We start from the raw sequence: 22,112 nt of genomic DNA on the forward strand, positions 1-22,112 counted from the left end.
TGTGATCTCTCAAGAGAGAGGATCAGTTGTAGCAAGTCTCACCGTGTTCGTAGATGTCAAGACCTTCATCTTCAATACGGGCACTGACGCGCAGACCGTGAATCTTCTTAATAGAGTAGAACAGAATGACACCAGTGACTGCTGCCCAAAGGTCGATTATCAGTATACCGAAGGCTTCGGCACCGAGGAATCCCCAGCCATGACCGTAGAAAAGTCCTTCGCTGACAGAGAACAGACCGGTCATCAATGTTCCCAATATACCACATATACCGTGTACAGAAGAAGCACCTACAGGGTCGTCAATGTGAAGTTTCCGGTCGATGAACTCAATAGCATATACAAGAACTATGCCACAAACCAAACCGATGATAATGGCACCCCAAGCATCAACAGCATCGCAACCAGCAGTAATACCTACCAATCCTGCCAATACACCGTTGAGGGTCAGTGAGAATGAAGGTTTGCCGTACTTCATCCAAGAAACAAACATCGTGGCGATACCACCGCAGGCGGCTGCAAGATTGGTAGTCAGGAAGACGTGAGAAATAGCGATGCGGTTTACTTCACCCGTTGCTGCCAACTGAGAACCGGGGTTGAAACCAAACCAACCCATCCACAAGATGAATACACCGAGGGCTGCCAAGATGAGTGAATGACCAGGAATGGCACGGCTCTTGCCGTTTGCATCATACTTGCCGCGACGGGGACCGAGGGCAATAGCACCAATCAATGCCAGCACACCACCTACACTATGAACAATGGCTGAACCTGCAAAATCATGGAACACATGTCCGAAAGTGGTCATCATAAAGCTTTCGGCTGCGTCGTTGCACAACCATCCACCTCCCCAAGTCCAATGGCCTTCCACAGGATAAATAATCAGAGAGATGAAAAAGCTATAGACTATATACATAGAGAACTTTGTGCGCTCGGCCATGGCACCGCTGACAATAGTGGCGGAAGTGGCACAAAAGACTGTTTCAAACATCAAGAAACCCTCTACAGGCAGATCACTCTTATAAAAAGAAAGGTCGCCCCAGTTGGGAGCACCGATGAAACCAGCGCCATCGGAGCCAAACATAAAGCCAAAACCTACGAAAAAGAACAATACCGAACCAAGCATGAAATCGACAAAGTTCTTAAACAGAATATTGGCAGTGTTCTTACTGCGGGTGAAACCTGCTTCACACAGCGCAAAACCGGGCTGCATCCAAAATACGAGTATGGCAGCTAACAACATCCATACGGTATCGAGAGAAATTCCTACTTCATTCATAATCTTCTAAATTTTGTGTTTGTGTTATTGTGTTATCCGTTTCTCTTGTTGTGTTTCAATATTACGCAACCAGACTATTTCTTATCGCGCAAAACCGTGTCGCCGTTCTCACCTGTACGGATAGAATAGGTGTCGATAACCTCACTGAGGAAAATACGACCATCACCAATCTCTCCGGTATGGGCTACATTTAATATGACTTTGATGGTTGGTTCGACAAACATTTCACGACACACGATGGTTAGCGCTACACGCTCTATCACATCGGTGTTATACTGAACACCACGATAAATGCGCTCCTGCCTGCTCTGACCTATTCCGTGTACGTCGTGGTACTCAAACCAGTCGATGTCGGAAGAGAGCAAAGCACTCTTCACCTCCTCAAATTTTGTTTTGCGGATGATTGCTTCAATCTTTTTCATACCTTAAACCTTTAATGTTACTAATTATATTAATATGTCGTATTGATAACAAACTGTATTGTTTCGGATGCAAAATTAGTGCAAAAAGTAAGTAAAACAATGATATTTATATCAATAAGAAAATAAAATATTAGTTTTGTTTGCATTTATTATAGTTTTTATTGTAGTTACTTACAATTTGAAAGCAATATAGCCTATTTGCTTTCAAATTAACAAAATAACACAAAAAGTTATCAAATAAACTTGCAATAAACTTGCAAATACTATCAAATCGACGTATCTTTGCACCAGAAATAAGACATTAAGCAATTAAAAAAGGCAAAAAGATTAGCATGATGAAAGCTAAAGTTCATTTCACAAAGATGCAGGGGGCTGGTAATGACTATATTTACGTCAATACCTTATTATATAATATAGCCAACCCTGAAGAGGCTGCCAGAGTATGGAGCAAGCCTCATACAGGCATCGGAAGCGATGGACTGGTGCTCATCGGTGAGGTAGATATGCCTGAAGCCGACTATTCCATGAGAATATTCAACGCTGATGGAAGCGAGGCGATGATGTGTGGAAACGCATCAAGATGTATTGGTAAATACCTCTACGAAAAAGGGATAACCCATAAGACCGATATCCGACTGTTGACAAAATCGGGCATTAAGACATTACATCTGAACGTTGCCCATGAGAGAGTGTGCAGTGTCACAGTGGATATGTCAGAACCTAAACTGTACAACACAAGGCAGTTTATAGGTTCAGACAATCGGTCGGAACAACTAATCACCTTAACAGCAGACGGAGAGGATTGGCCCGGAACATTCGTGTCGATGGGCAATCCACACTTCGTCATCTTCACAGAAAAACTGAATCAAATAGACATTGCACGAATAGGAAATATACTGGAACACCATGAGGCTTTTCCTGAAAGATGCAATATAGAATTTGCACAAGTCATGGATAACGGACATATCAGAATGAGAGTATGGGAACGCGGAAGCGGAATTACCATGGCGTGCGGAACAGGGGCATGTGCTACAGCGGTTGCAGCAGCACTCACTGGAAGAAAAGGAAGAGAGTCGGTCATTGAAATGGACGGCGGCAACGTCACTATCAAATGGGACGAAACCAACAACCATATATATATGACAGGGCCGGCGGAATTTGTTTTCGAAGGAGAAATAGAACTTCCAGACGGAGAACCGCCCACCAATTGAATACAAACGACAACTTTTAAAACAACCAAAGATATGGCATTAGTAAACGAACACTTTCTCAAATTGCCGAACAATTACTTGTTCGCTGACATCGCCAAAAAGGTGAATGCCTTCAAGACGATGCACCCAAAGTCCGACATCATATCGCTCGGCATCGGTGATGTTACTCAACCACTGTGTCCAGCAGTAGTGGAAGCCATACACCACGCAGCTGATGAAATGGCTACACAAGCCACGTTTAGAGGCTACGGACCGGAACAAGGCTACGACTTCCTGCGTGAAGCCATCCTGAAAAACGATTTTCTTCCTCGCGGAATACATCTCGATATCAACGAGATATTCATCAACGACGGTGCTAAAAGCGATACAGGAAACATACAGGAACTGGTGAGATGGGACAACAGCATCGGTGTGACAGATCCTATCTATCCTGTATATATCGACTCCAACGTAATGATTGGAAGAGCTGGGGTAGTGGAAAACGGACGATGGTCAAATGTTTTATACATGCCATGCACGGCTGAAAACGGATTTATACCACAGATTCCTAACAAAAGAGTGGATATCATTTACCTCTGCTATCCTAACAACCCAACGGGTACGGTACTTCCTAAGGAGGAATTGAAAAAGTGGGTAAACTACGCATTAAAAAACGATGCAATCATATTCTACGATGCAGCGTATGAAGCATATATTCAAGATGACTCTATACCACACTCCATTTACGAGATAAGAGGTGCAAGAAAATGTGCTATAGAATTTCATAGCTATTCGAAAACAGCTGGATTTACCGGTGTAAGATGTGGTTATACCGTGGTGCCGAAAGATATTACAGCGTCAACACTGACGGGTGAACGCATTCCACTGAACCACCTTTGGTACAGAAGACAATGCACAAAATTCAACGGAACAAGTTATCTGAGCCAAAGAGCTGCACAGGCTATCTATACACAAGAAGGTAAGGAACAGGTGAAAGAAACCATCAGCTACTATATGCGCAATGCACATAAAATGAAGGAGACACTCACTAAACTCGGACTGGAAGTATATGGAGGTGAAAACGCACCATACCTTTGGGTGAAAACACCAAATGGAGAAGGGAGTTGGAGATTCTTCGAACAGATGCTATACGATGCTCATGTGGTATGTACACCAGGTGTGGGATTCGGTCCAAGTGGCGAGGGATACATTCGTCTGACTGCCTTCGGACAACAAGAGAAAACCGACGAAGCACTGCTACGTATAGAAAACTGGTTGAAGTAACAACAATATAACAGACAACACAGACACAAAATAACAAAAACACAAACACAAAATAAAAACACAGTGATTATGGCAAATTTAAGATTTCAGGTCGTGGAAGAGGCTTTTCAGAAAAAGCCACTCGACGTAAAAGCTCCATCGGAAAGACCGTATGAGTATTTCGGTAAAAAGGTATTCAACCGCGAGAAAATGTATAAGTACCTGCCGAAAGATGTCTATGAAAAAATGATTGATGTCATAGACAACGGTGCTAGACTCGATAGAAAAGTAGCTGACGCTGTGGCTGCAGGTATGATGCAGTGGGCTAAAGAGAATGGCGTAACTCATTACACACACTGGTTCCAGCCTTTGACAGAGGGCACAGCAGAGAAACATGACTCGTTTATAGAGCATGACGGTAAAGGTGGAATGGTAGAAGAGTTTTCCGGAAAACTCCTTGTGCAGCAGGAACCTGATGCATCATCATTCCCTTCAGGTGGCATACGTGCTACTTTCGAAGCAAGAGGATACTCTGCATGGGATCCTACAAGCCCTGTGTTTATCATCGATGATACGTTGTGTATCCCGACCATCTTCATCTCTTACACCGGTGAAGCACTCGACTATAAGGCTCCACTGCTACGCGCATTGCATGCAGTAAACGTGGCTGCTACTGATGTGTGCCATTATTTTGACCCAACAGTCAAGAAGGTCACATCTAACTTGGGATGGGAACAGGAGTATTTCCTCGTTGATGAGGGACTCTATTCGGCTCGACCAGACCTCTTGCTCACTGGACGTACACTGATGGGACACGATTCTGCAAAGAACCAGCAAATGGATGATCACTACTTCGGATCTATTCCTGAGCGTGTTGCAGCATTTATGCGCGACTTGGAAATGCAGGCTCTTGAACTGGGAATTCCATGCAAGACAAGACATAACGAAGTAGCACCTAACCAGTTTGAAGTAGCTCCTATATTCGAAGAGACTAATCTCGCTGTCGATCACAATATGTTGCTCATGTCGTTGATGAAGCGCGTAGCTCGCAAACATGGATTCCGCGCTCTGCTGCACGAGAAACCTTTCGATGGCATCAACGGTTCTGGTAAACACAACAACTGGAGCTTATCTACCGACAATGGCGTATTGTTGCATGCTCCTGGTAAGACTCCAGAGGCGAATCTGCGCTTCGTGACCTTCATCGTAGAGACACTTATGGGTGTTTATAAGCACAACGGATTACTCAAAGCTTCTATCATGAGTGCTACTAATGCACACCGTCTGGGTGCAAACGAGGCGCCCCCTGCCATCATTTCATCATTCTTGGGCAAACAGTTGACCGAACTGCTCGACCATATCGAACTCGCAGACAAGGACGATCTATTTACTATGGCTGGAAAACAGGGTATGAAACTCGATATTCCGGAGATTCCTGAACTGCTTATCGATAACACAGACCGCAACCGTACATCGCCTTTTGCATTCACAGGTAACAGATTTGAATTCCGTGCCGTTGGTTCTGAAGCCAACTGTGCATCAGCCATGATTGCACTGAATGCGGCAGTTGCTGAAGCTTTGATTAATTTCAAGAAGCGCGTTGACGCTCTCATTGAAAAAGGTGAAGATAAGACCAGCGCTATTGTGGAAGTATTGCGTGAGGATATTAAAACCTGCAAACCTATCCGATTCGATGGCAATGGATATAGTGACGAATGGATTGAAGAGGCTACCAAACGTGGTCTTGACGTGGAAAAATCATGCCCGAAGATCTTTGAGCGCTATCTCGACAAGGCAAGTATAGAGATGTTTGAGAAACTCGGCGTGATGAGTAAGAAGGAACTGGAAGCCAGAAATGAGGTGAAATGGGAAACATACACCAAGAAAATACAGATTGAAGCACGTGTTCTCGGCGATCTTTCTATGAACCATATCATACCTGTAGCTACTCAGTACCAAAGTAAATTGCTCGATAATGTACAGAATATGCGCGCCATTTTCCCTGTTGACAAAGCTGATAAACTATCAGCACGCAACATTAAAATCATAGAGGAAATTGCTGAACGCACATCAACTATCGAGAAAGGCGTAGAAGAACTTGTCAACGCAAGAAAGGTTGCAAACAAAATTGCCGATGAACATGAAAAGGCTATTGCATATCATGACACGATAGAACCAAAGATGGACACCATCAGATATCAGATTGATAAACTCGAACTGATTGTTGATGATACCTGCTGGCCATTGCCTAAATATCGTGAACTATTGTTCATCCGCTAATATAAGACTGATGAATAGACATCAATAACAACAAATCTATTTCTTTTTTTGGTTGTTTGAAGTTTGCGCAGGGTTCGATGCTGTGAAGTATCGGACCCTCATTTTTTATATCTATAGCAATAGCAAGACCAACGTTCCAAAATATTCTCATGCGGGAAATCCCTACTTCCCATCCTACAAAAGCAAGCCCCGCCGTTGTTTCAAAACTAAAACATCGACGGGGCTTGTCTTATCCTAACGTGCCGCGAGCGGGACTCGAACCCGCACAGCCATTACTGGCCAAGGGATTTTAAGTCCCTCGTGTCTACCATTCCACCATCGCGGCAGTGGAATTTGGAATTCGCCTGCAAAGGTACGAATAACTAAGCAGAATACAAAAGAAATTGTTATTTTCTTTTTTTTATCACACATAGAAAATGGCGAAAAACTATGGCTTTAGCACCGTCTATCACCATTATTTCCACGCATTAACTCAATGCTAACATACGCTCAATAGGCTTCACGGCATCGCGAGCTGTGGCTTCATCCACCTCTACGGTAGGCCATTCGTGACGAAGGGTATGATAGATCTTCTCTAAAGTGTTCTTCTTCATATAGTCGCACTCATTGCACGAACAACCCAATCCGCCTTCACTAACCTCTGGAGGTACGGGATAGAACATGGTGGTGGGACACTGGCGCTGCATCTCATGCAGTATTCCAGACTCTGTAGCCACGATGTATTCTTGCTCTGGGTGTTCTACCGCATACTTCAAAAGAACTGCCGTAGAACCCACTACATCGGCTACAGCAAGCACAGGACCCTTACATTCGGGGTGTGCTAATACCAGGGCTTTGGGATGATCGGCTTTCAGTTTGGCAATTTCTGCTACCGAGAAACGCTCGTGTACATGGCAACCGCCATTCCATAGAAGCATGTTACGACCCGTAACTGAATTGATATACGATCCTAAGTTATAATCTGGACCAAATATCAACTTTGCATCGGCAGGAAAGGTATCAACTATTTTCTTGGCATTGCCACTGGTCACCACCACATCGGTCAATGCCTTGACTGCGGCAGTGGTATTCACATAACTGATAACCTGATAACCTGGATGCTCCTCTTTATATTTCTTGAGATCTTCTGCACGGCATGAATCAGCCAACGAACAGCCTGCTGTCACATCAGGACAAAGCACTTTCTTCTCAGGAGAGAGTATCTTACAGGTTTCAGCCATGAAGTGAACACCACACATCACTATCATGTCGGCATCGGTTTCGGCTGCCTTACGCGCCAAAGCCAACGAGTCACCAATGAAATCGGCTACCTCTTGTATTTCGCCACGAGTGTAGTAATGTGCCAGAATCAAGGCATTCTTCTCCTTCGCCAACCGTCTTATTTCTTTTTTCAGATCGGTGCCGTCAGCAATAGGTTCATCAATGAATCCTTGTTTTATCCATTCGTTTTTCAACATCACAATATTATATTATTTATTTTTTATTTTAATTTTAAAATAGAAATGTGTATGATAATAGCCTGTTGATAAGTGCAAAACTTTCTTATTGATATTTTGCTTTTTTCGTTATCAACTTGTGGTCACACACTATCCACAATAGGTGTTGATAGTTAAGTGCTGATTTTTAGACCACTGAATAACTTATCCACAATTCCGTATTTTGGTGCAAATTTAATAAGTTTATATCTTTTTTCATCATAATTGCGTGGAAAAGTTGCTAAAAACAACTGTATAAACCTGTGGATATCCATATACCAGAAATGTCGTTGTGGATATTAGTGGATAATTAACACGTTATCCACACGGTTATCAACATAGTTATCCACAATAATTTGTATTATCGTTTTTTATTTGTAATTTTGTCGCCAACTATGAGAAAGATACGCACGATAGAGATGCAGCGACTGAGTATTGAGGAATACAAGAAGTCGGAAAAGCTGCCTTTAGTGGTTGTCCTTGACGACGTCCGCTCTATGTATAATATAGGTAGTGTATTTCGTACGGCTGATACGTTTAGGGTAGAGGCTGTTTGTCTTTGTGGCATTTGTCAGACACCGCCTGCCACTGAGATTCATAAGACAGCGCTTGGCGCAGAAGAGTCTGTGGATTGGCGATACTACAAGACGGCATTTGAGGCTGTCAATGCTTTGAAGAACGATGGTTACGAGGTGTTGTCGGTGGAACAAGTGGAACATTCTACCAAGCTGCAGCATTTCGTTCCTGATCCTTCGAAGCGTTATGCTGTGGTATTAGGAAACGAGGTAAAAGGTGTTCATCAGGAGGTTGTTGATGCCAGCAACGGTTGTTTGGAAATTCCTCAATTGGGCACCAAACACTCCATGAACGTATCTGTCACGGCAGGCATCATTATTTATAAGTTTGCAGAATCGCTCGTTTTGAAACCAGAATAGTTTGCTGTAATCGCTCCGCCATATCTGTTTGTTTCTAAACCAATATACAGGTGTTAACGGGTATAGATACTTATAGGTTGATAACTTTGTGGATAACATCGGTAATCAACTGATTTTTAACTTCATATTCATACTTCTATCACATCTTTGAAACATACATCTCATATCTTTGCACCCAAAAAGTATTAGATAAGCTTTATCAATACAACTTTCAGTTAAAAGATATATTGATAAAAAGATGTAAATAGACGTAAGAAGATGAAAGTAATTTTTGTAGTTCAAGGAGAGGGAAGAGGCCATCTTACCCAGGCATTAACACTCAGACAGATATTGCTGCATGAGGGCCACGAGATAGTGAAAGTATTGGTAGGAAAGAGTAAAAACAGAAAAATACCTGAGTTTTTCCTCAATCAGATAAACTGTCCAACTGAGTTGTTTGATAGTCCCAACTTCCTCCCATCTAAGGACAATAAGAGATTCAGTCTATTGCGCTCCATGGCATACAATAGTCTTTTGGTGCCTTCATATATTTCAAGCATCAATTTCATACGCAAGAATATTCAAGAGAGTGGGGCAGACATCATCATCAATTTCTATGAAGTGTTGTGTGGCATCACATATTCACTGTTCCATTTTGGCATTCCTGAGGTGTGTATAGGCCATCAGTATCTATTTTTGCACCCTTCTTTCCAAATGCCAGGAAAGTTTCCTTTGCCAGAATTTCTACTGAGAGTATTCACCCGCATCACCTGTCTAAGAGCCACTAAAAAACTGGCTTTGTCCATTCGTGACTATGGCGACGATGCAGCAAATGGTATAAAAGTAGTGCCTCCATTGCTTCGTCAGAAGGTGAAAACCACAATCCGTCACCATGGAAACTATATCGTGGGATATATGCTCAATGCCGGATATGCCGAAGATGTAAAGGCTTGGCATCAGAAACATCCGCACACACAACTCCATTTTTTCTGGGATAAAGCCGATGCACCCGAAGAACTTCAGGTAGATGAAACACTCACTTTCCATCGCATCAACGATGTGAAGTTCTTAAAATATATGGCAGGCTGCAAGGCATACGCCACCACAGCAGGTTTTGAGAGCGTTTGCGAAGCATTGTATATGGGTAAACCTTGCATGTTGATACCGGCACATGTAGAGCAAGAGTGCAACGCCTTGGATGCAGAAAGGGAGATGGCAGGAGTGGCAACCGATGCGTTCGACATCGACAAGCTCAAGGTTTTTACTCGTGGATATGAGGAAGATGTGGAATTCAGAATGTGGGAAAACCATGCTGAAATCCGCATCATGGCAGCCATAGAGAGTGCTTACAACGAATATTACGATACAACCGAAACCTGTGTATATAACGAGGAAAAGAGCAATATTACCATTGCTTCTTTCTTCCAATCATAGTTCACTGCACTCGTTTTCAATGTTTGATAATCCTTTTATCAATACTTCCCTATAATCCTGAAAAACATTCGTTTGATAATAATAGGTAGTAGCAACGTGTTTTATGGCAAATATTTTTCGCTGTCAAATCAGTTTTAATGCTTTAGTTTACAGTATGATATAGTATGCTTATCAAGCAAATGAATCGCGCGCATAGGCTATACTCATGCGTGCGTACCTTATATTTATTAGTCCCAAATCGGTCATTAGAAATATAATAATCCATGGTCATGCATGTAATATAATGACCGAATTCGAATAAAGTCGTAGGCGAATGGACATCACCGCTTAACGTGTACAGTTATTTTAGTTTTCAAGAAAATTTCGACCACTCGACCACCGAAGTGTGCATCACGCTATCATATAGTACTTTAGGTGGTGGTCGATGTCTGAAAGTTCGACCACCCATCGACCACCAACTTGCGGCAGATAGTTGGTCAGGCTGTTGCTCACAGAATCTAATAGTTCAGTACTTTCCACAAGCATTTTCCTGTCGTTTGCGATGTAGCTGTCGAATGCCGTTCCTTTGTGTCGTAAGAGCGATGGTGCCATCAGGTGTACATCCGATACTACTGTCATGTGTTTGAGTTGTGTTTGTTTGGCGTAAAGTATTGATGTGTCCAATACTGTTGTTATCAAAACAATCTTCAGTCTGTTCATATCCGATATGGATTTTTTTTTCGGCTGTAAAAGTATAGATATGGTGTTACAGCTCGATTTCTATCTTATGGAGAAAGGATGAACATCATTTTTCAGCATCAATGGTTCATATATATATAATAGGTGGAACACTTCGGGTTTAACCTTTAACACCATATTTATACGATTATCACACGATTGTAATACCGCTCTTGGATTTTTGCGGTCACAAAAATGTTATATGATTAATAGATCTATGAAAATGAAGAAAGTTTATTATTGTATGTTGATATGATTGCTTAGTGGTGTTTTTGGTTAGTAAAAAGGTAACAGCCAACGTTTGTACAACCGGAAGCAACACTTCCTTTAGTATCAGTATTGCTTTCAAACAAGTTGCAACCACTGTCAGCACATCCTGCGGCAATACTTTTTAGTTCATAAAAAAAATAGCGGCTAAGCGTTGAAAACCAACGCTTAGCCGCTCTGCTGTACCCAGACCCGGGCTCGAACCGGGATGGGTTTCCCCACTGGTGTTTGAGACCAGCGCGTCTACCGATTCCGCCATCTGGGCTTATTTAGCGAGTGCAAAGTTACAAAATTTCTTTGAATATCTGTTTATGAAAGGAGAAAAATTATTAAAAATGATTGATTTTTTTGTTCAATATGCAGAAATTGACTAACTTCGTACCGTAAAATAGTTCCTTTAAAGCCTATAACATGGACAACAAACAATATTGCATCATTCTCGCAGGAGGCAAAGGCAGAAGACTTTGGCCCTGTAGCAGAGAGAAAAACCCAAAACAGTTTATAGATTTCTTTGGCTCTGGTCGCACACAGTTGCAACAGACCTACGACCGCTTCACCAAGATATTACCACAAGAAAATATTTTCATCACAACTGCTAAAGAGTATGTCGAATTGGTGAAAGAACAATTGCCCGGCATGAATGCCGACAACATTTTGGCAGAACCAGTAAGTCGTGGCACTGCTCCGGCTGTATTGTGGGCCAACATGCGCATATGCCGTCAGTGTGCCGATGCCAATGTGGTAATTACGCCGAGCGATCAGTTTGTGCTCAACGAAGAGGCTTTCCAACATAATATAGAGGAAGGTTTCCGCTTTGTGGAGCATCATCAGGCGCTGCTCACCATAGGCATCACTCCCACACGTCCAGAACCGGGCTATGGTTACATACAGATGGGTGATGCGATGGAAGGCGCTACAGAGGTCTTCCGTGTGAAGTCTTTTACCGAAAAACCTGATCGCGACTTCGCCAAAGTGTTTATGGAAAGCGGTGAATTTCTATGGAACACAGGTCTTATACAAGCCAACGGACAATATCTGAACAGTTGTTTCCGACAGCTGTTCCCCGATGTGATGAAGCGTTTGGATGCTGTGCGTCCCAACTTCACCTTAGAGGATGAGTTGGAATTTGTAAGCGAGAACTATCCTTCCTATGCCAATCTCTCCATCGACCGAGGTGTGTTAGAGCGCTGCGACGAGGTTTGCGTGATGCACGGCAACTTCGGTTGGGCAGATTTAGGTACTTGGCATGCCATCTATGAATGTAGAAGTCGTGGTGAAGGAGATAACGTGGTGGTCGATTCGGAAGTGATATTGGATGAGTCGCACAATAATGTTATCAAGCTTCCTAAGGGTCGTTTGGGTATTGTCAGCGGTCTCGACGGCTATATTGTGGCCGAGGAAGACAATGTATTGCTTATCTGTAAGAAAGGAGATTCATCTGCACTGGTTCGCAAATATGTGAACGAAGTGCAGATGAAATACGGTGATGAGTTTGTTTAAGACGGTCTGAAATCTACTTAAACTCATTTAGAATCTTATCGGCAATAGCCTGAAATTCCTCCTCAGAGAGTTTCAGTTTCTCTCTACGGAAGTCTGCATCAGCCTCACTCTGCATTGGAATGAGGTGGATGTGGGCGTGTGGTACTTCAAGACCGAGCACCACCTGTGCCACTTTGCGACAGGGGAAAGCGCGCTTGATAGCTGCTGCAACACGCTTGGCAAACTTCTGGTAGCGTGCCAACTCCTCATCGTCCATGTCAAAGAAGTAATCCACTTCACGGCGGGGAATCACCAGTGTGTGGCCTTTCACCAGTGGATTGATGTCGAGAAAGGCATAGAACTCATCGTTCTCTGCACATTTGTAGCTTGGAATTTCACCAGCTGCAATCTTTGAAAAGATGTCCATAAGCATTTGTATTAATATGGTTTAACCCTTCTCTGTGGCCTGTTTGTTTGGATATTAGGCTATAGAGATGTTCTCAATGCGCAGTTTGATGGTGCCGCGTGGTATTTTGATTTCCACTTCGTCGCCAACCTTTTTGCCCAAAAGTCCTTGTGCGATAGGAGTCTGGATAGATATTTTTCCAGCGCGCAAATCAGCTTCATTCTCGCTGACAATGGTATAGGTCATCTTGGCTTTGGTGATGATATTGGTCATTTCCACCTTGGTCAGAATCTGTACCGAGTCGGTGCTGAGTCGTGAAGTATCGATGATTTTAGCTTCGGCAATGGTAGATTTTAATTTGTTGATTTTGTCTTCCAGATGTGCCTGTGCTTCTTTGGCAGCATCATACTCACTGTTTTCACTTAAATCGCCCTTGTCTCGGGCTTCGGCGATTGCTGCAGAGGCCTTTGGTCGCTCAATACTTTCCAATCGCTGCAATTCAGCTATGAGGTTGTCATAGCCTTCTTGTGACATATAAGCCATAATTGTTCTTGTTTTAAAAGGTTTCTGTTTTCTTGTAATATAACTTCACGAGATGCAAAAAAAATAAAGAATTCCGACTATGCTCATGTCGGAATCCCCTTTTTCTACTGTGTCTCGTTATCGTTTGCAAAGTTAGGCATTTATTTCCTACTTTCCAAATTTTTCCGATAAAATCCGTCCAAAGCGAAATAGAAGATGACACCGCTGACCCATCCGCCAATCACATCGATGGCGTAGTGTGCTTGGATATAGACGGTAGCCATACACATTAATATATAGAAAGGTGTTACGCTCCATAGCAGTTTGCGGCTTCCACTCTTCCAAGCCAATAGCATGAGAATGGTTGTCACACCTACGTGACTACTGGGAAATGCCGCTGTTGGGCGTTCTCCTGCTGCGTGTGCGGCAGCCACCAGATGGTAGCAAAAACCGTCAGACCACCCCGGTATGGGCAGTGACTCGGTGTGGTTGATAAACCATTGTCCTATTTCAGGGAACACCCCGGCGCCGATCTGGTCTGTTCCGGCTGCCAGATAGTAGTATTGCGGACCAGTAACCGGCACGACATCGAAGATGACGTAATAGACAAAAAACGATGTCAGCAGTACGAAAGTGGCTCTTGCAAATCGCTCGTAGCGGCAGCAGAAGTAGTAAAGGCTTACTGCCACCATCAGCGGATAATAACTGGCGTACCCCAGATGCATGAGTTCCGACCACCAATGTTGCGGCATCCACTGTGAAAAGAGCAGTGCGGGTTGGCATCCGAACAGCCATTGATCAGCCGCCGCAAAGTATGGATCGTAGTTGGGCAATAGTTTATTGATCTCATAGGTATCGGGATACCACCATGAGAGGAGTCCGAGTTGCAGCAGTATTCTTGCCAAATGGGTGATGCGACACGGTTTCCATTGATAAATAATCCATGCCAGCAATACCCCGATGACCATTGCCAATCGTCCTATGAGCATGGGTGCAGGCTGTTGGATGCGCGGCCAGAGACATGCCATGAGTGCCAGTGTAAACAGCAGATAGAGCATCATAGCCCACTCTACAGCCAACAGTCCGCGTGTGGGGTGACTGTCATGTGCCACCAGTCTGATAAGGAATTTCGGTGTATGCATGTTTATAGCCATCCCTTTGCTTGATACCATTCCACGCTTTTGCGCACACCTTCCTCCAGTTTCACCTGTGGTTTGTAGCCCAGTTCATTGATGGCAGGAGTGATGTCACAGCGCCAGTTGCGTTGCTTGAGTATGTTAAACTTGTCGTTGTTAAGTGCTGTAACCTTTCCGGTGATATGTCCGATCCATTCGCCGCATGTTGTAACGATGCGTAAAAGCCATATCGGTGCAGTGATGCGAATCCACCAAGGGCGTCCCAATGCCTCATGTATGAGGTTGCTGAAGTCTGCCGACTGATACACTTCACCATCTGACAGGAAGTATCTGCGGCCTGTTTTGCCTTTCTCCAAAGCCAGGAAAACCGCCTGTACCACATCGCTGACATAGACAAAGGTGATATCTTGTCGTTGGTGGCCTACTGCGAAATCGGTGTGTCCCTTAATGCTTTTAAACTGCAGGAAGTAGTCTTTTTCCCTTGGGCCATACACACCGGTAGGTCTGAGTATCACGTATGGGAAGTCTTTCTGTGTGTCGAGCCATTGCTCTGCTTGCAGTTTACTTTTGCCATAAGCCGTGTTGGGCTGTGGTGTGTCGGTTTCGCAGATTTCCTGATAAGGCAGTTTTTCGCGTATAGCACCCATGATACTGAGGCTGCTGATGAACACAAAGCGCTGTATAGGCATTTGTAGGATGCGCAGTGCAGTAACCAAATTCTTGGTACCCTCGGTATTGATGCGCGCAAAATCGGCTTTGTTGAGACACTTGGTGGCACCGGCAGCATGCACTACATAGTCGAACGAGCAGTTTTGCAACTGTTCCACCAGTTTGCTTTCCGATGAAAGGTCGAGTTCTATGAAGTGTATGCGTGGGTCTTGCAGATAGTCCTTCGAACTCGAACGGCGTACAGCCGCCCATGTTTCGAAACCCTGTCTGATAGCTTCCTCCACGATAAACGAGCCGATGAAACCACTGGCTCCAGTGATGAGAATCTTCATTTTTAGTTTATTCGTTGATGATTTCCACCGTCATGGTCACGTCGTTTTTAGGACGGTCACCGCGCAGTGTCTCTGTGTTTTGTATTTTTTCCACCACGTCGAGTCCTTCTTCCACTTCGCCAAACACGGTGTATTGTCCGTCGAGGAACGGAGTTCCGCCCACGGTAGTATAGACATTGGTCTGTTCTTGGGTAAAGGTAGGCAGTCCCATGTCCTTACATTGTTGTTTTGTTTGTGCTATGAGTTGGTCTTGCAGCACCATGAGTGCCTCGCGGTCGCGGTTGCGTCTGAGTTCCATGATGCGTTCGTGGTTCTGTCGTGCCAGTTGGTTAAATACGTTTTGCTCTTGTTGCATAGCCATTTGTCGCTCCATTTGTAGGAGCTCTTGAGGTTTGTAAGTCTTTCCCCAGACGATGTAGAACTGGCTTCCGCTGCTTTCTTTTTCAGGATTTACCTCATCGCCGAGTCGCGCAGCACTAAGTGCGCCACGCTTATGGAAGCACTGTGGATATGCAAATTCAGCGGGAATGGTATATCCGGGTCCACCCGTACCGAGCATTTTGCCAGCAGGTGCGCCTTTGCTGTCAGGGTCTCCGCCCTGAATCATGAAGTCTTTGATGACGCGATGAAAGAGCGTTCCGTTGAAGAATCCCTCTCTGGCCAACTTCAGGAAGTTGTCGCGATGCTTTGGAGTCTCGTCGTAGAGGCGCACAGTGATACTGCCCTCTGAGGTGTTTATTCTAACTTTTGCCATAATCTATTTCTTGTTTTTATATTCTTTTTTGTGTTACCAACAGGTTCCACGCCTCTCTTATCCATAGTACGAGCGACGATCCTGCGATGATAATGAGCCAGTCAGTCCATCGGAGACTGACCACGTTGAAGAACTTTTGGAAGCCCGGTGTCTCAACCATTGCCACTTGTCCTACGAAGATGATGACCACGATAGTGATCAAGCCCTTACACCCTTTGAAATGCAATGCACTGCGATGACTTCCGAATGCCCTTGCGTTGAAGAGGTAGAAGAAGTGTGTCATGACAAAAACGGTAAACAGCAATGTGAGTTCGTAAGCGCTGATATGTCGTTTATTGCTGAGTTGCAGTTGCAGAAAGTCTGTCAGCGAGGTGATGTCGGTATGTTGGAAAGCAAAGAGCATGGTGAGCAGCAGTAGGAAGAAGAACAGTCCTACGCCCACAATCTCTCTTAGCATTTCCTTGGTCAGAATGGATTTATACCTGTTGCGTGGTTTATCTTTCATCACAGCGTGTGATGGTGGGAGTGATGCCAAAGCCATGGCAGCAAACGTATCCATAATGAGATTGATCCAAAGCATCTGTGTCACGGTGAGTGGCGACTCAGTATCCATGAACGCACCGAATAGCACAAGGAGGCAAGCGGTGACGTTTACTGTGAGTTGGAACAGTAGAAAGCGCTGAATATTCTGGTAGAGCGACCGTCCCCACATGACCGCTTTGCCTATGCTGGAGAATGAATTGTCGATGATAGTGATGTCGCTGGCCTCTTTGGCAACACTCGTTCCGTCGCCCATCGACAGTCCCACGTGGGCAGCGCGCAGTGCAGGGGCATCGTTGGTACCGTCGCCAGTGACTGCCACCACCTCTCCGTTCTTCTGCAATGCTTCTACCAGTCGGCGTTTGTCCATAGGTCGTGCGCGTGCTATGATTTTCAGTTGCTCCACACGCAGGCGCACCTCTTCATCGGAAAGCGCTTCAAATTCAGGTCCCGTAATGATGCTTTGGTCGGTGTCGTGATCGTTCCACAGTCCTATTTGTCGTGCTATCTCGCGAGCAGTACCCGGTGTGTCGCCAGTCACGATCTTGACTTTAATGCCCGCCTCCATACATTCGTTGATGGCTTGTGGCACATCGCTTCTGACGGGGTCTGCTATGGCTGCAATGCCTATGAAATGCAGACAGGATGCCTGTAGCTTATGATTGACAATGGGGAGGGGTGCTCCCGGTTCGAGTATCTGATAGGCAAATCCCAGTGTGCGCATGGCGCGTTGCTGATAGACAGCCAGTTGTTGGTCTATCTCTCTGCGTTCCACGTCAGCTGTCTGACACATGGCAAAGACGATTTCCGGTGCACCTTTCACATAGAGTATGCGTTGTCCTTTACGGGCAACCGACTCCACAACCGTAGCCATGAATTTATGTTCGGTAGAGAAAGGCAGTTCTGCCAGTGTCGTGGTCTGCAGTCTGATGGTGCGATAGTCGTTGCCTTGGCTGTGTAGCCATAGCAGCAATGCTCCCTCAGTGGGGTTTCCCAATACGGCAGGTTCACCACTTTTCGCATAGTCGAGCGATGCAGTAGCATTGACAGCGAGTCCTTCCGCTACGATGTCGGCATCTGTAGTGCCATACAGCTTCATCTCATCCACCCGCATTTGATTTTCCGTCAATGTTCCAGTCTTGTCGGTACAGATGACAGTGGTAGCTCCCATAGTTTCGCAGGCATGCATCTTGCGCACCAAATTATTGCTTTTCAGCATGCGTCGCATACTGTAGGCCAGACACAGTGTGACGGTCATGGGTAGTCCTTCGGGTACCGATACCACGATCAGCGTCACTGCAATCATGAAGGTTTGCAGCATATAAGCGGTGAAGTCGATCCACTGAAAATGGTCCATGGCAGTGAGATATGCCACGATTCTTCCCACTACAATACCTGTAGCCACGATATAGCTGACGACGGTGATCCATTTTCCCAGTTGTCCGAGCTGTTCATCGAGTGGTGTACGTATGCTGTTGTCTATCTGTACAGCCTCAAACACCTTGCCTTGTGCGGTATGGTCGCCCACTGCCGTGACGCGACAGATGGCATGTCCCTCCATTACTTTTGTGCCCTTCATCACTTGGTTGGTGGGGTAGGTGGCATCGGGGTCAGCCTCTTCCGGACGTTCACTTTTGTGGCAGATGGGTTCGCCCGTCAGTGTCGATTCGTCGATTTGCAGCGATGTGGAAGTCAGCAAGACGGCATCGGCAGGCACTTCCATGCCTGTGTTGAGCACCACCACATCCTCGACCACCAGTTCGCGTCGCGGTATCATGGTAGTGTTTCCCTGTCTGATCACCTCCACGGGTTCATCATCGTTTACTTGGTTGAGTATAGCAAACTCTTTGTTGGCTTGCCATTCAAAGTAGAAAGAGAGTCCTGTAGCCAGCATGATAGCCACAAAGATGCCTACGGGTTCGAAGAAAACTTCGCCTCCTTTGTCGAGTCCGTAGTGTTCGTAGCATGCTATTCCCACTGACAATAATCCTGCAACGAGTAGGATTATGATGAGTGGTTCGTGAAATTTTTCCAGGAACTGCCGCCACAAAGAATCCTTTTCTGGTGGGGTCAGTATGTTTTCCCCATACTTTTTTCGGTTCTCTGCCACTTCTTGCGGTGTCAGTCCTGTATATTGTTGTTTCTGTGTCATGTATGCTTTTGTAAATGCAGTGCAGTCGTTACCTTACGACAATCAGTTTGCAAAGTTACGATTAAGCAATCGGAAAACAAAGAAAAAACAGATATATTCTTCGTGGTGTTCCTATTTTTTATCATATTTTGACATGGTGTAACCCTTTGAACCATATTACATTGCAGATACGTAGAGGGGGCGTCGGGCTGTTGTGAGTGGCGGTTAGTCCTGTTATGATGGTCAGATATGGCAGCCAGTCTATGACAATTTAATGAAAATTAACCGTCGAAGCGTACAAGAAATTGACTTTTTTCATATCTTTGTAGCAGAATACAATCCAAAAACTACGATTATGAATAAGAAAAAAGGTGGAAAACGCATAACGAAGAAGCAACTCGTGGAGCGGCTTCAGACATTCTTCCAAGAAAATCCCAACGAGACATTCTCGTTCAAACAGATATTCCGTGCACTCCGATTGGTAACCCATCCCGCTAAAATGCTCGCCATCGACACGATGGAGGAAATGGCATGGGACGACTATCTCTCGAAGGTTTCGGAAAACAGTTACCGGCTCAACCTCAAAACACAAGTGCAGGAAGGCACCTTTGTGCGCAAGGCCAATGGTAAAAACTCGTTCCTTCCCGACGATGGCGGCACGCCCGTGTTTGTCAGTGAGCGCAACTCTATGTATGCACTCAACGGCGACCGTGTGAAAGTGGCCTATATGGCACGTCGCGAAAAACATATCAAGGAGGCAATGGTGGTAGAAATCTTGTCGCATAAGCGCGATCAGGCGGTGGGTCGTCTGCGTGTGGAAAAAGACTATGCCTTCCTTGTTACCGAGGGAAACATCTTTGTTCACGACATCTTTGTGCCGAAGAAAAAACTCAAAGGTGGTAAGGATGGCGATAAGGCAGTGGTGAAAATCACCCAATGGCCATCGAAGGAATCGAAGAACATGGTGGGCGAAGTCATTGATGTGCTTGGTAAAGAAGGCGACAACAATGTGGAGATGCACGCCATATTGGCACAATACGGACTGCCTTACAAATATCCGAAAGCCGTGGAAGATGCTGCCGAAAAGATAGATCCCACTATCACGCCCGATGAGATTAAGCGTCGTGAAGACTTCCGCGATGTGTTCACTTGCACTATAGACCCGAAGGATGCGAAAGATTTCGACGATGCACTCTCCATTCGCAAAACGAAGAATGGACTCTGGGAAGTGGGTGTCCACATTGCCGATGTGTCTCATTATGTGACCGAAGGATCTATCATTGACAAGGAAGCCATGAAGCGTGCCACGAGTATCTATCTCGTTGACCGCACCATCCCGATGCTTCCCGAACGGCTGTGCAACTTCATCTGCTCCCTTCGCCCCGATGAGGAGAAGCTCGCCTATTCGGCTATTTTCGAGATGGACGACAATGCAAACATCAAGAAATTCCATATTGCACACACCGTCATCAAGAGCAACAGACGCTATGCCTATGAAGAAGTGCTCGACATCTTGCAGCAGTGTGAGGCTAAACCCTCATTGCGCAAGACCATTGAAAATGCAGAAATGCTCTGCACCCTCGCTCGCTTGTCGCAGATACTGCGTGAGCGCAGATTCAAAGGCGGTGCCGTGCGCTTCGACCGCGAAGAGTTGCATTTCGATATAGACGAGAAGGGTAAGCCCATCAGAGCTTATTTCAAGAAGTCGAACCAGGCTACCCAACTCATTGAAGAATTTATGCTCATAGCCAACAAGTGGGTGGCAGAAAGTGTGGGTAAGGTGAAGAAAGGTGTCAAAGCCAAGACACTGCCCTACCGTATCCACGACCAGCCCGACCCCACCAAGCTGGAGGCATTGCGCGAATTTGTAGTGAAGTTTGGTTATAAGATGAAGACTGCCGGCACCAAAGGAGCGATCTCGCGCAGTCTGAACACGCTCATGGACGAGTGTCAGGGTAAGCGAGAGCAGAACCTGATAGAGATTGTTGCTCTCCGATCAATGATGAAGGCAAAGTATTCCACCCATAATATAGGTCACTACGGACTGGCTTTTGAATACTACACCCACTTCACTTCGCCCATCAGACGCTATCCCGACACGATGGTACACCGTCTGTTGACACGCTATCAGGACGGAGGCCGCAGTGCCAGCCAAGATAAATACGAGGAACTCTGCGAGCACTGTTCCGACATGGAGCAGGTGGCACAGCAGGCTGAGCGCGATTCTATCAAGTATAAGATGGTAGAGTTTATGGCAGACAAGTTGGGCCAGTGCTTCGATGCGCATATCAGTGGCATCCAGTCGTATGGTATCTATTGCGAGATAGACGAGAACCACTGCGAGGGAATGGTACCTATGCGCGACCTTGACGACGACTACTACGACTTCGACGAGAAGAACTATTGTCTCGTTGGCAGACGTCATCACCACAAATACCAACTGGGCGATGCAGTACGCATCAAGGTGGCAAGAGCCAATATAGAGAAGCGACAGCTCGACTTCACACTGGCTGACGACGACGAATAATCCATCGGGACAACCCCTGGAAAATACATATTCCATATACTATCGGGAGGCATAGCCGTCAACGGCAGGTTGCTTCCCGATTTTATATGCTATTTGCCAAGGTGTTTCCGATGGTGTGTAATAGTATGAAATATAATGGTTTACACCTATATGAAAGATACTTTTCTCAGCAAAACAAATTGATTTGCCGAGGAAAACAAATTGATTTGCCGAGGAAAACAAATTGATTTGCCGAGGAAAACAAATTGATTTGACTTAATACAGATTTACTTTACACCGTTTTAACAATTAAAAAACAGTGTAAATGATGAAAAAGGAACGTAGAGCAGCTCGTCATTTTGACGATCAATTCCGTTTGAGTGTATTAAAGGATTATTA

At 45.1% G+C, this 22,112-nt stretch carries 17 protein-coding genes and 2 tRNA genes; 7 read left to right on the forward strand and 12 right to left on the reverse strand.

The annotated features are described in order from the left end of the window. Window positions 1-22: 22 nt before the first annotated feature. Both CIK93_RS11540 and CIK93_RS11545 read right to left on the reverse strand, forming a co-directional pair. On the reverse strand, window positions 23-1,276 hold the full coding sequence (locus tag CIK93_RS11540; protein ID WP_094447444.1) for an ammonium transporter: 1,254 nt from the start codon (window positions 1,274-1,276) through the stop codon (window positions 23-25). 74 nt (window positions 1,277-1,350) lie between these two features. Beyond that, window positions 1,351-1,698: a P-II family nitrogen regulator gene (locus CIK93_RS11545; RefSeq protein ID WP_094391024.1), complete on the reverse strand. Its 348-nt coding sequence runs from the start codon at window positions 1,696-1,698 to the stop codon at window positions 1,351-1,353. Between the two features lie 335 nt (window positions 1,699-2,033). Here CIK93_RS11545 and dapF point away from each other — a divergent pair, with 335 nt between their 5' ends. The 3 genes from dapF to CIK93_RS11560 all read left to right on the forward strand — a co-directional run bounded on the left by dapF (window position 2,034) and on the right by CIK93_RS11560 (window position 6,431). Continuing rightward, entirely contained in the window at window positions 2,034-2,909 is an 876-nt protein-coding gene (gene dapF / locus CIK93_RS11550; protein ID WP_094391023.1) for a diaminopimelate epimerase, read from the forward strand. 33 nt (window positions 2,910-2,942) lie between these two features. Then, entirely contained in the window at window positions 2,943-4,172 is a 1,230-nt protein-coding gene (locus CIK93_RS11555) for an LL-diaminopimelate aminotransferase (protein WP_094391022.1), read from the forward strand. Window positions 4,173-4,241: 69 nt separating this feature from the next. Then, window positions 4,242-6,431 carry a glutamine synthetase III gene (locus CIK93_RS11560; protein ID WP_094447445.1) on the forward strand — a complete coding sequence of 730 codons (2,190 nt, stop codon included), beginning with the start codon at window positions 4,242-4,244 and terminating at the stop codon, window positions 6,429-6,431. Between the two features lie 240 nt (window positions 6,432-6,671). Here CIK93_RS11560 and CIK93_RS11565 read toward each other — a convergent pair. Both CIK93_RS11565 and nadA read right to left on the reverse strand, forming a co-directional pair. Beyond that, window positions 6,672-6,756, reverse strand: a tRNA-Leu gene (locus CIK93_RS11565). Window positions 6,757-6,898: 142 nt separating this feature from the next. Beyond that, complete coding sequence (gene nadA / locus CIK93_RS11570; RefSeq protein WP_094391020.1) at window positions 6,899-7,888, reverse strand: quinolinate synthase NadA; 990 nt, start codon at window positions 7,886-7,888, stop codon at window positions 6,899-6,901. Window positions 7,889-8,301: 413 nt separating this feature from the next. Between nadA and CIK93_RS11575 the strand changes: the two genes are divergently transcribed. Both CIK93_RS11575 and CIK93_RS11580 read left to right on the forward strand, forming a co-directional pair. Beyond that, window positions 8,302-8,841 carry a TrmH family RNA methyltransferase gene (locus CIK93_RS11575; protein ID WP_094391019.1) on the forward strand — a complete coding sequence of 180 codons (540 nt, stop codon included), beginning with the start codon at window positions 8,302-8,304 and terminating at the stop codon, window positions 8,839-8,841. Between the two features lie 258 nt (window positions 8,842-9,099). Continuing rightward, window positions 9,100-10,254 carry a glycosyltransferase family protein gene (locus CIK93_RS11580; RefSeq protein ID WP_094447446.1) on the forward strand — a complete coding sequence of 385 codons (1,155 nt, stop codon included), beginning with the start codon at window positions 9,100-9,102 and terminating at the stop codon, window positions 10,252-10,254. 390 nt (window positions 10,255-10,644) lie between these two features. Here CIK93_RS11580 and CIK93_RS11585 read toward each other — a convergent pair whose 3' ends face one another. Together CIK93_RS11585 and CIK93_RS11590 are read right to left on the reverse strand one after the other, a co-directional pair. Further along, window positions 10,645-10,953 carry a hypothetical protein gene (locus CIK93_RS11585; RefSeq protein WP_094447447.1) on the reverse strand — a complete coding sequence of 103 codons (309 nt, stop codon included), beginning with the start codon at window positions 10,951-10,953 and terminating at the stop codon, window positions 10,645-10,647. Window positions 10,954-11,421: 468 nt separating this feature from the next. Further along, window positions 11,422-11,503: transfer RNA gene (locus CIK93_RS11590), tRNA-Leu, on the reverse strand. 146 nt (window positions 11,504-11,649) lie between these two features. Here CIK93_RS11590 and CIK93_RS11595 point away from each other — a divergent pair. After that, entirely contained in the window at window positions 11,650-12,738 is a 1,089-nt protein-coding gene (locus CIK93_RS11595; RefSeq protein WP_094447448.1) for a mannose-1-phosphate guanylyltransferase, read from the forward strand. 13 nt (window positions 12,739-12,751) lie between these two features. Here CIK93_RS11595 and CIK93_RS11600 read toward each other — a convergent pair whose 3' ends face one another. The 6 genes from CIK93_RS11600 to CIK93_RS11625 all read right to left on the reverse strand — a co-directional run bounded on the left by CIK93_RS11600 (window position 12,752) and on the right by CIK93_RS11625 (window position 19,228). Further along, window positions 12,752-13,144, reverse strand: coding sequence for an HIT family protein (locus tag CIK93_RS11600; RefSeq protein WP_094391037.1), 393 nt, complete (start codon window positions 13,142-13,144; stop codon window positions 12,752-12,754). A gap of 54 nt (window positions 13,145-13,198) precedes the next feature. After that, window positions 13,199-13,666, reverse strand: coding sequence for a transcription elongation factor GreA (gene greA / locus CIK93_RS11605; protein WP_094391016.1), 468 nt, complete (start codon window positions 13,664-13,666; stop codon window positions 13,199-13,201). Window positions 13,667-13,806: 140 nt separating this feature from the next. Further along, complete coding sequence (locus tag CIK93_RS11610; RefSeq protein WP_094391015.1) at window positions 13,807-14,799, reverse strand: phosphatase PAP2 family protein; 993 nt, start codon at window positions 14,797-14,799, stop codon at window positions 13,807-13,809. Continuing rightward, entirely contained in the window at window positions 14,790-15,782 is a 993-nt protein-coding gene (locus CIK93_RS11615) for an NAD(P)-dependent oxidoreductase (protein ID WP_094447449.1), read from the reverse strand. Before CIK93_RS11615 ends, CIK93_RS11610 begins: the two co-directional genes overlap by 10 nt. A 7-nt stretch (window positions 15,783-15,789) precedes the next feature. Next, the gene (locus CIK93_RS11620) at window positions 15,790-16,536 is read right to left on the reverse strand and encodes a peptidylprolyl isomerase (protein WP_371327199.1); all 747 of its coding nucleotides are present in this window, start codon (window positions 16,534-16,536) and stop codon (window positions 15,790-15,792) included. 16 nt (window positions 16,537-16,552) lie between these two features. Continuing rightward, a complete protein-coding gene (locus CIK93_RS11625) occupies window positions 16,553-19,228 on the reverse strand; it encodes a calcium-translocating P-type ATPase, PMCA-type (protein ID WP_094447451.1) in 2,676 nt (891 codons plus the stop codon). Between the two features lie 334 nt (window positions 19,229-19,562). On the opposite strand from CIK93_RS11625, the gene rnr reads away from it, so the two are divergent. Further along, window positions 19,563-21,734, forward strand: a complete 2,172-nt coding sequence (gene rnr / locus CIK93_RS11630) for a ribonuclease R (protein WP_094434915.1) — start codon at window positions 19,563-19,565, stop codon at window positions 21,732-21,734. Window positions 21,735-22,112: the final 378 nt, after the last annotated feature.

Origin of the sequence: Prevotella sp. P3-92, from assembly GCF_002251205.1 — a bacterium.
GTDB lineage: Bacteria > Bacteroidota > Bacteroidia > Bacteroidales > Bacteroidaceae > Prevotella.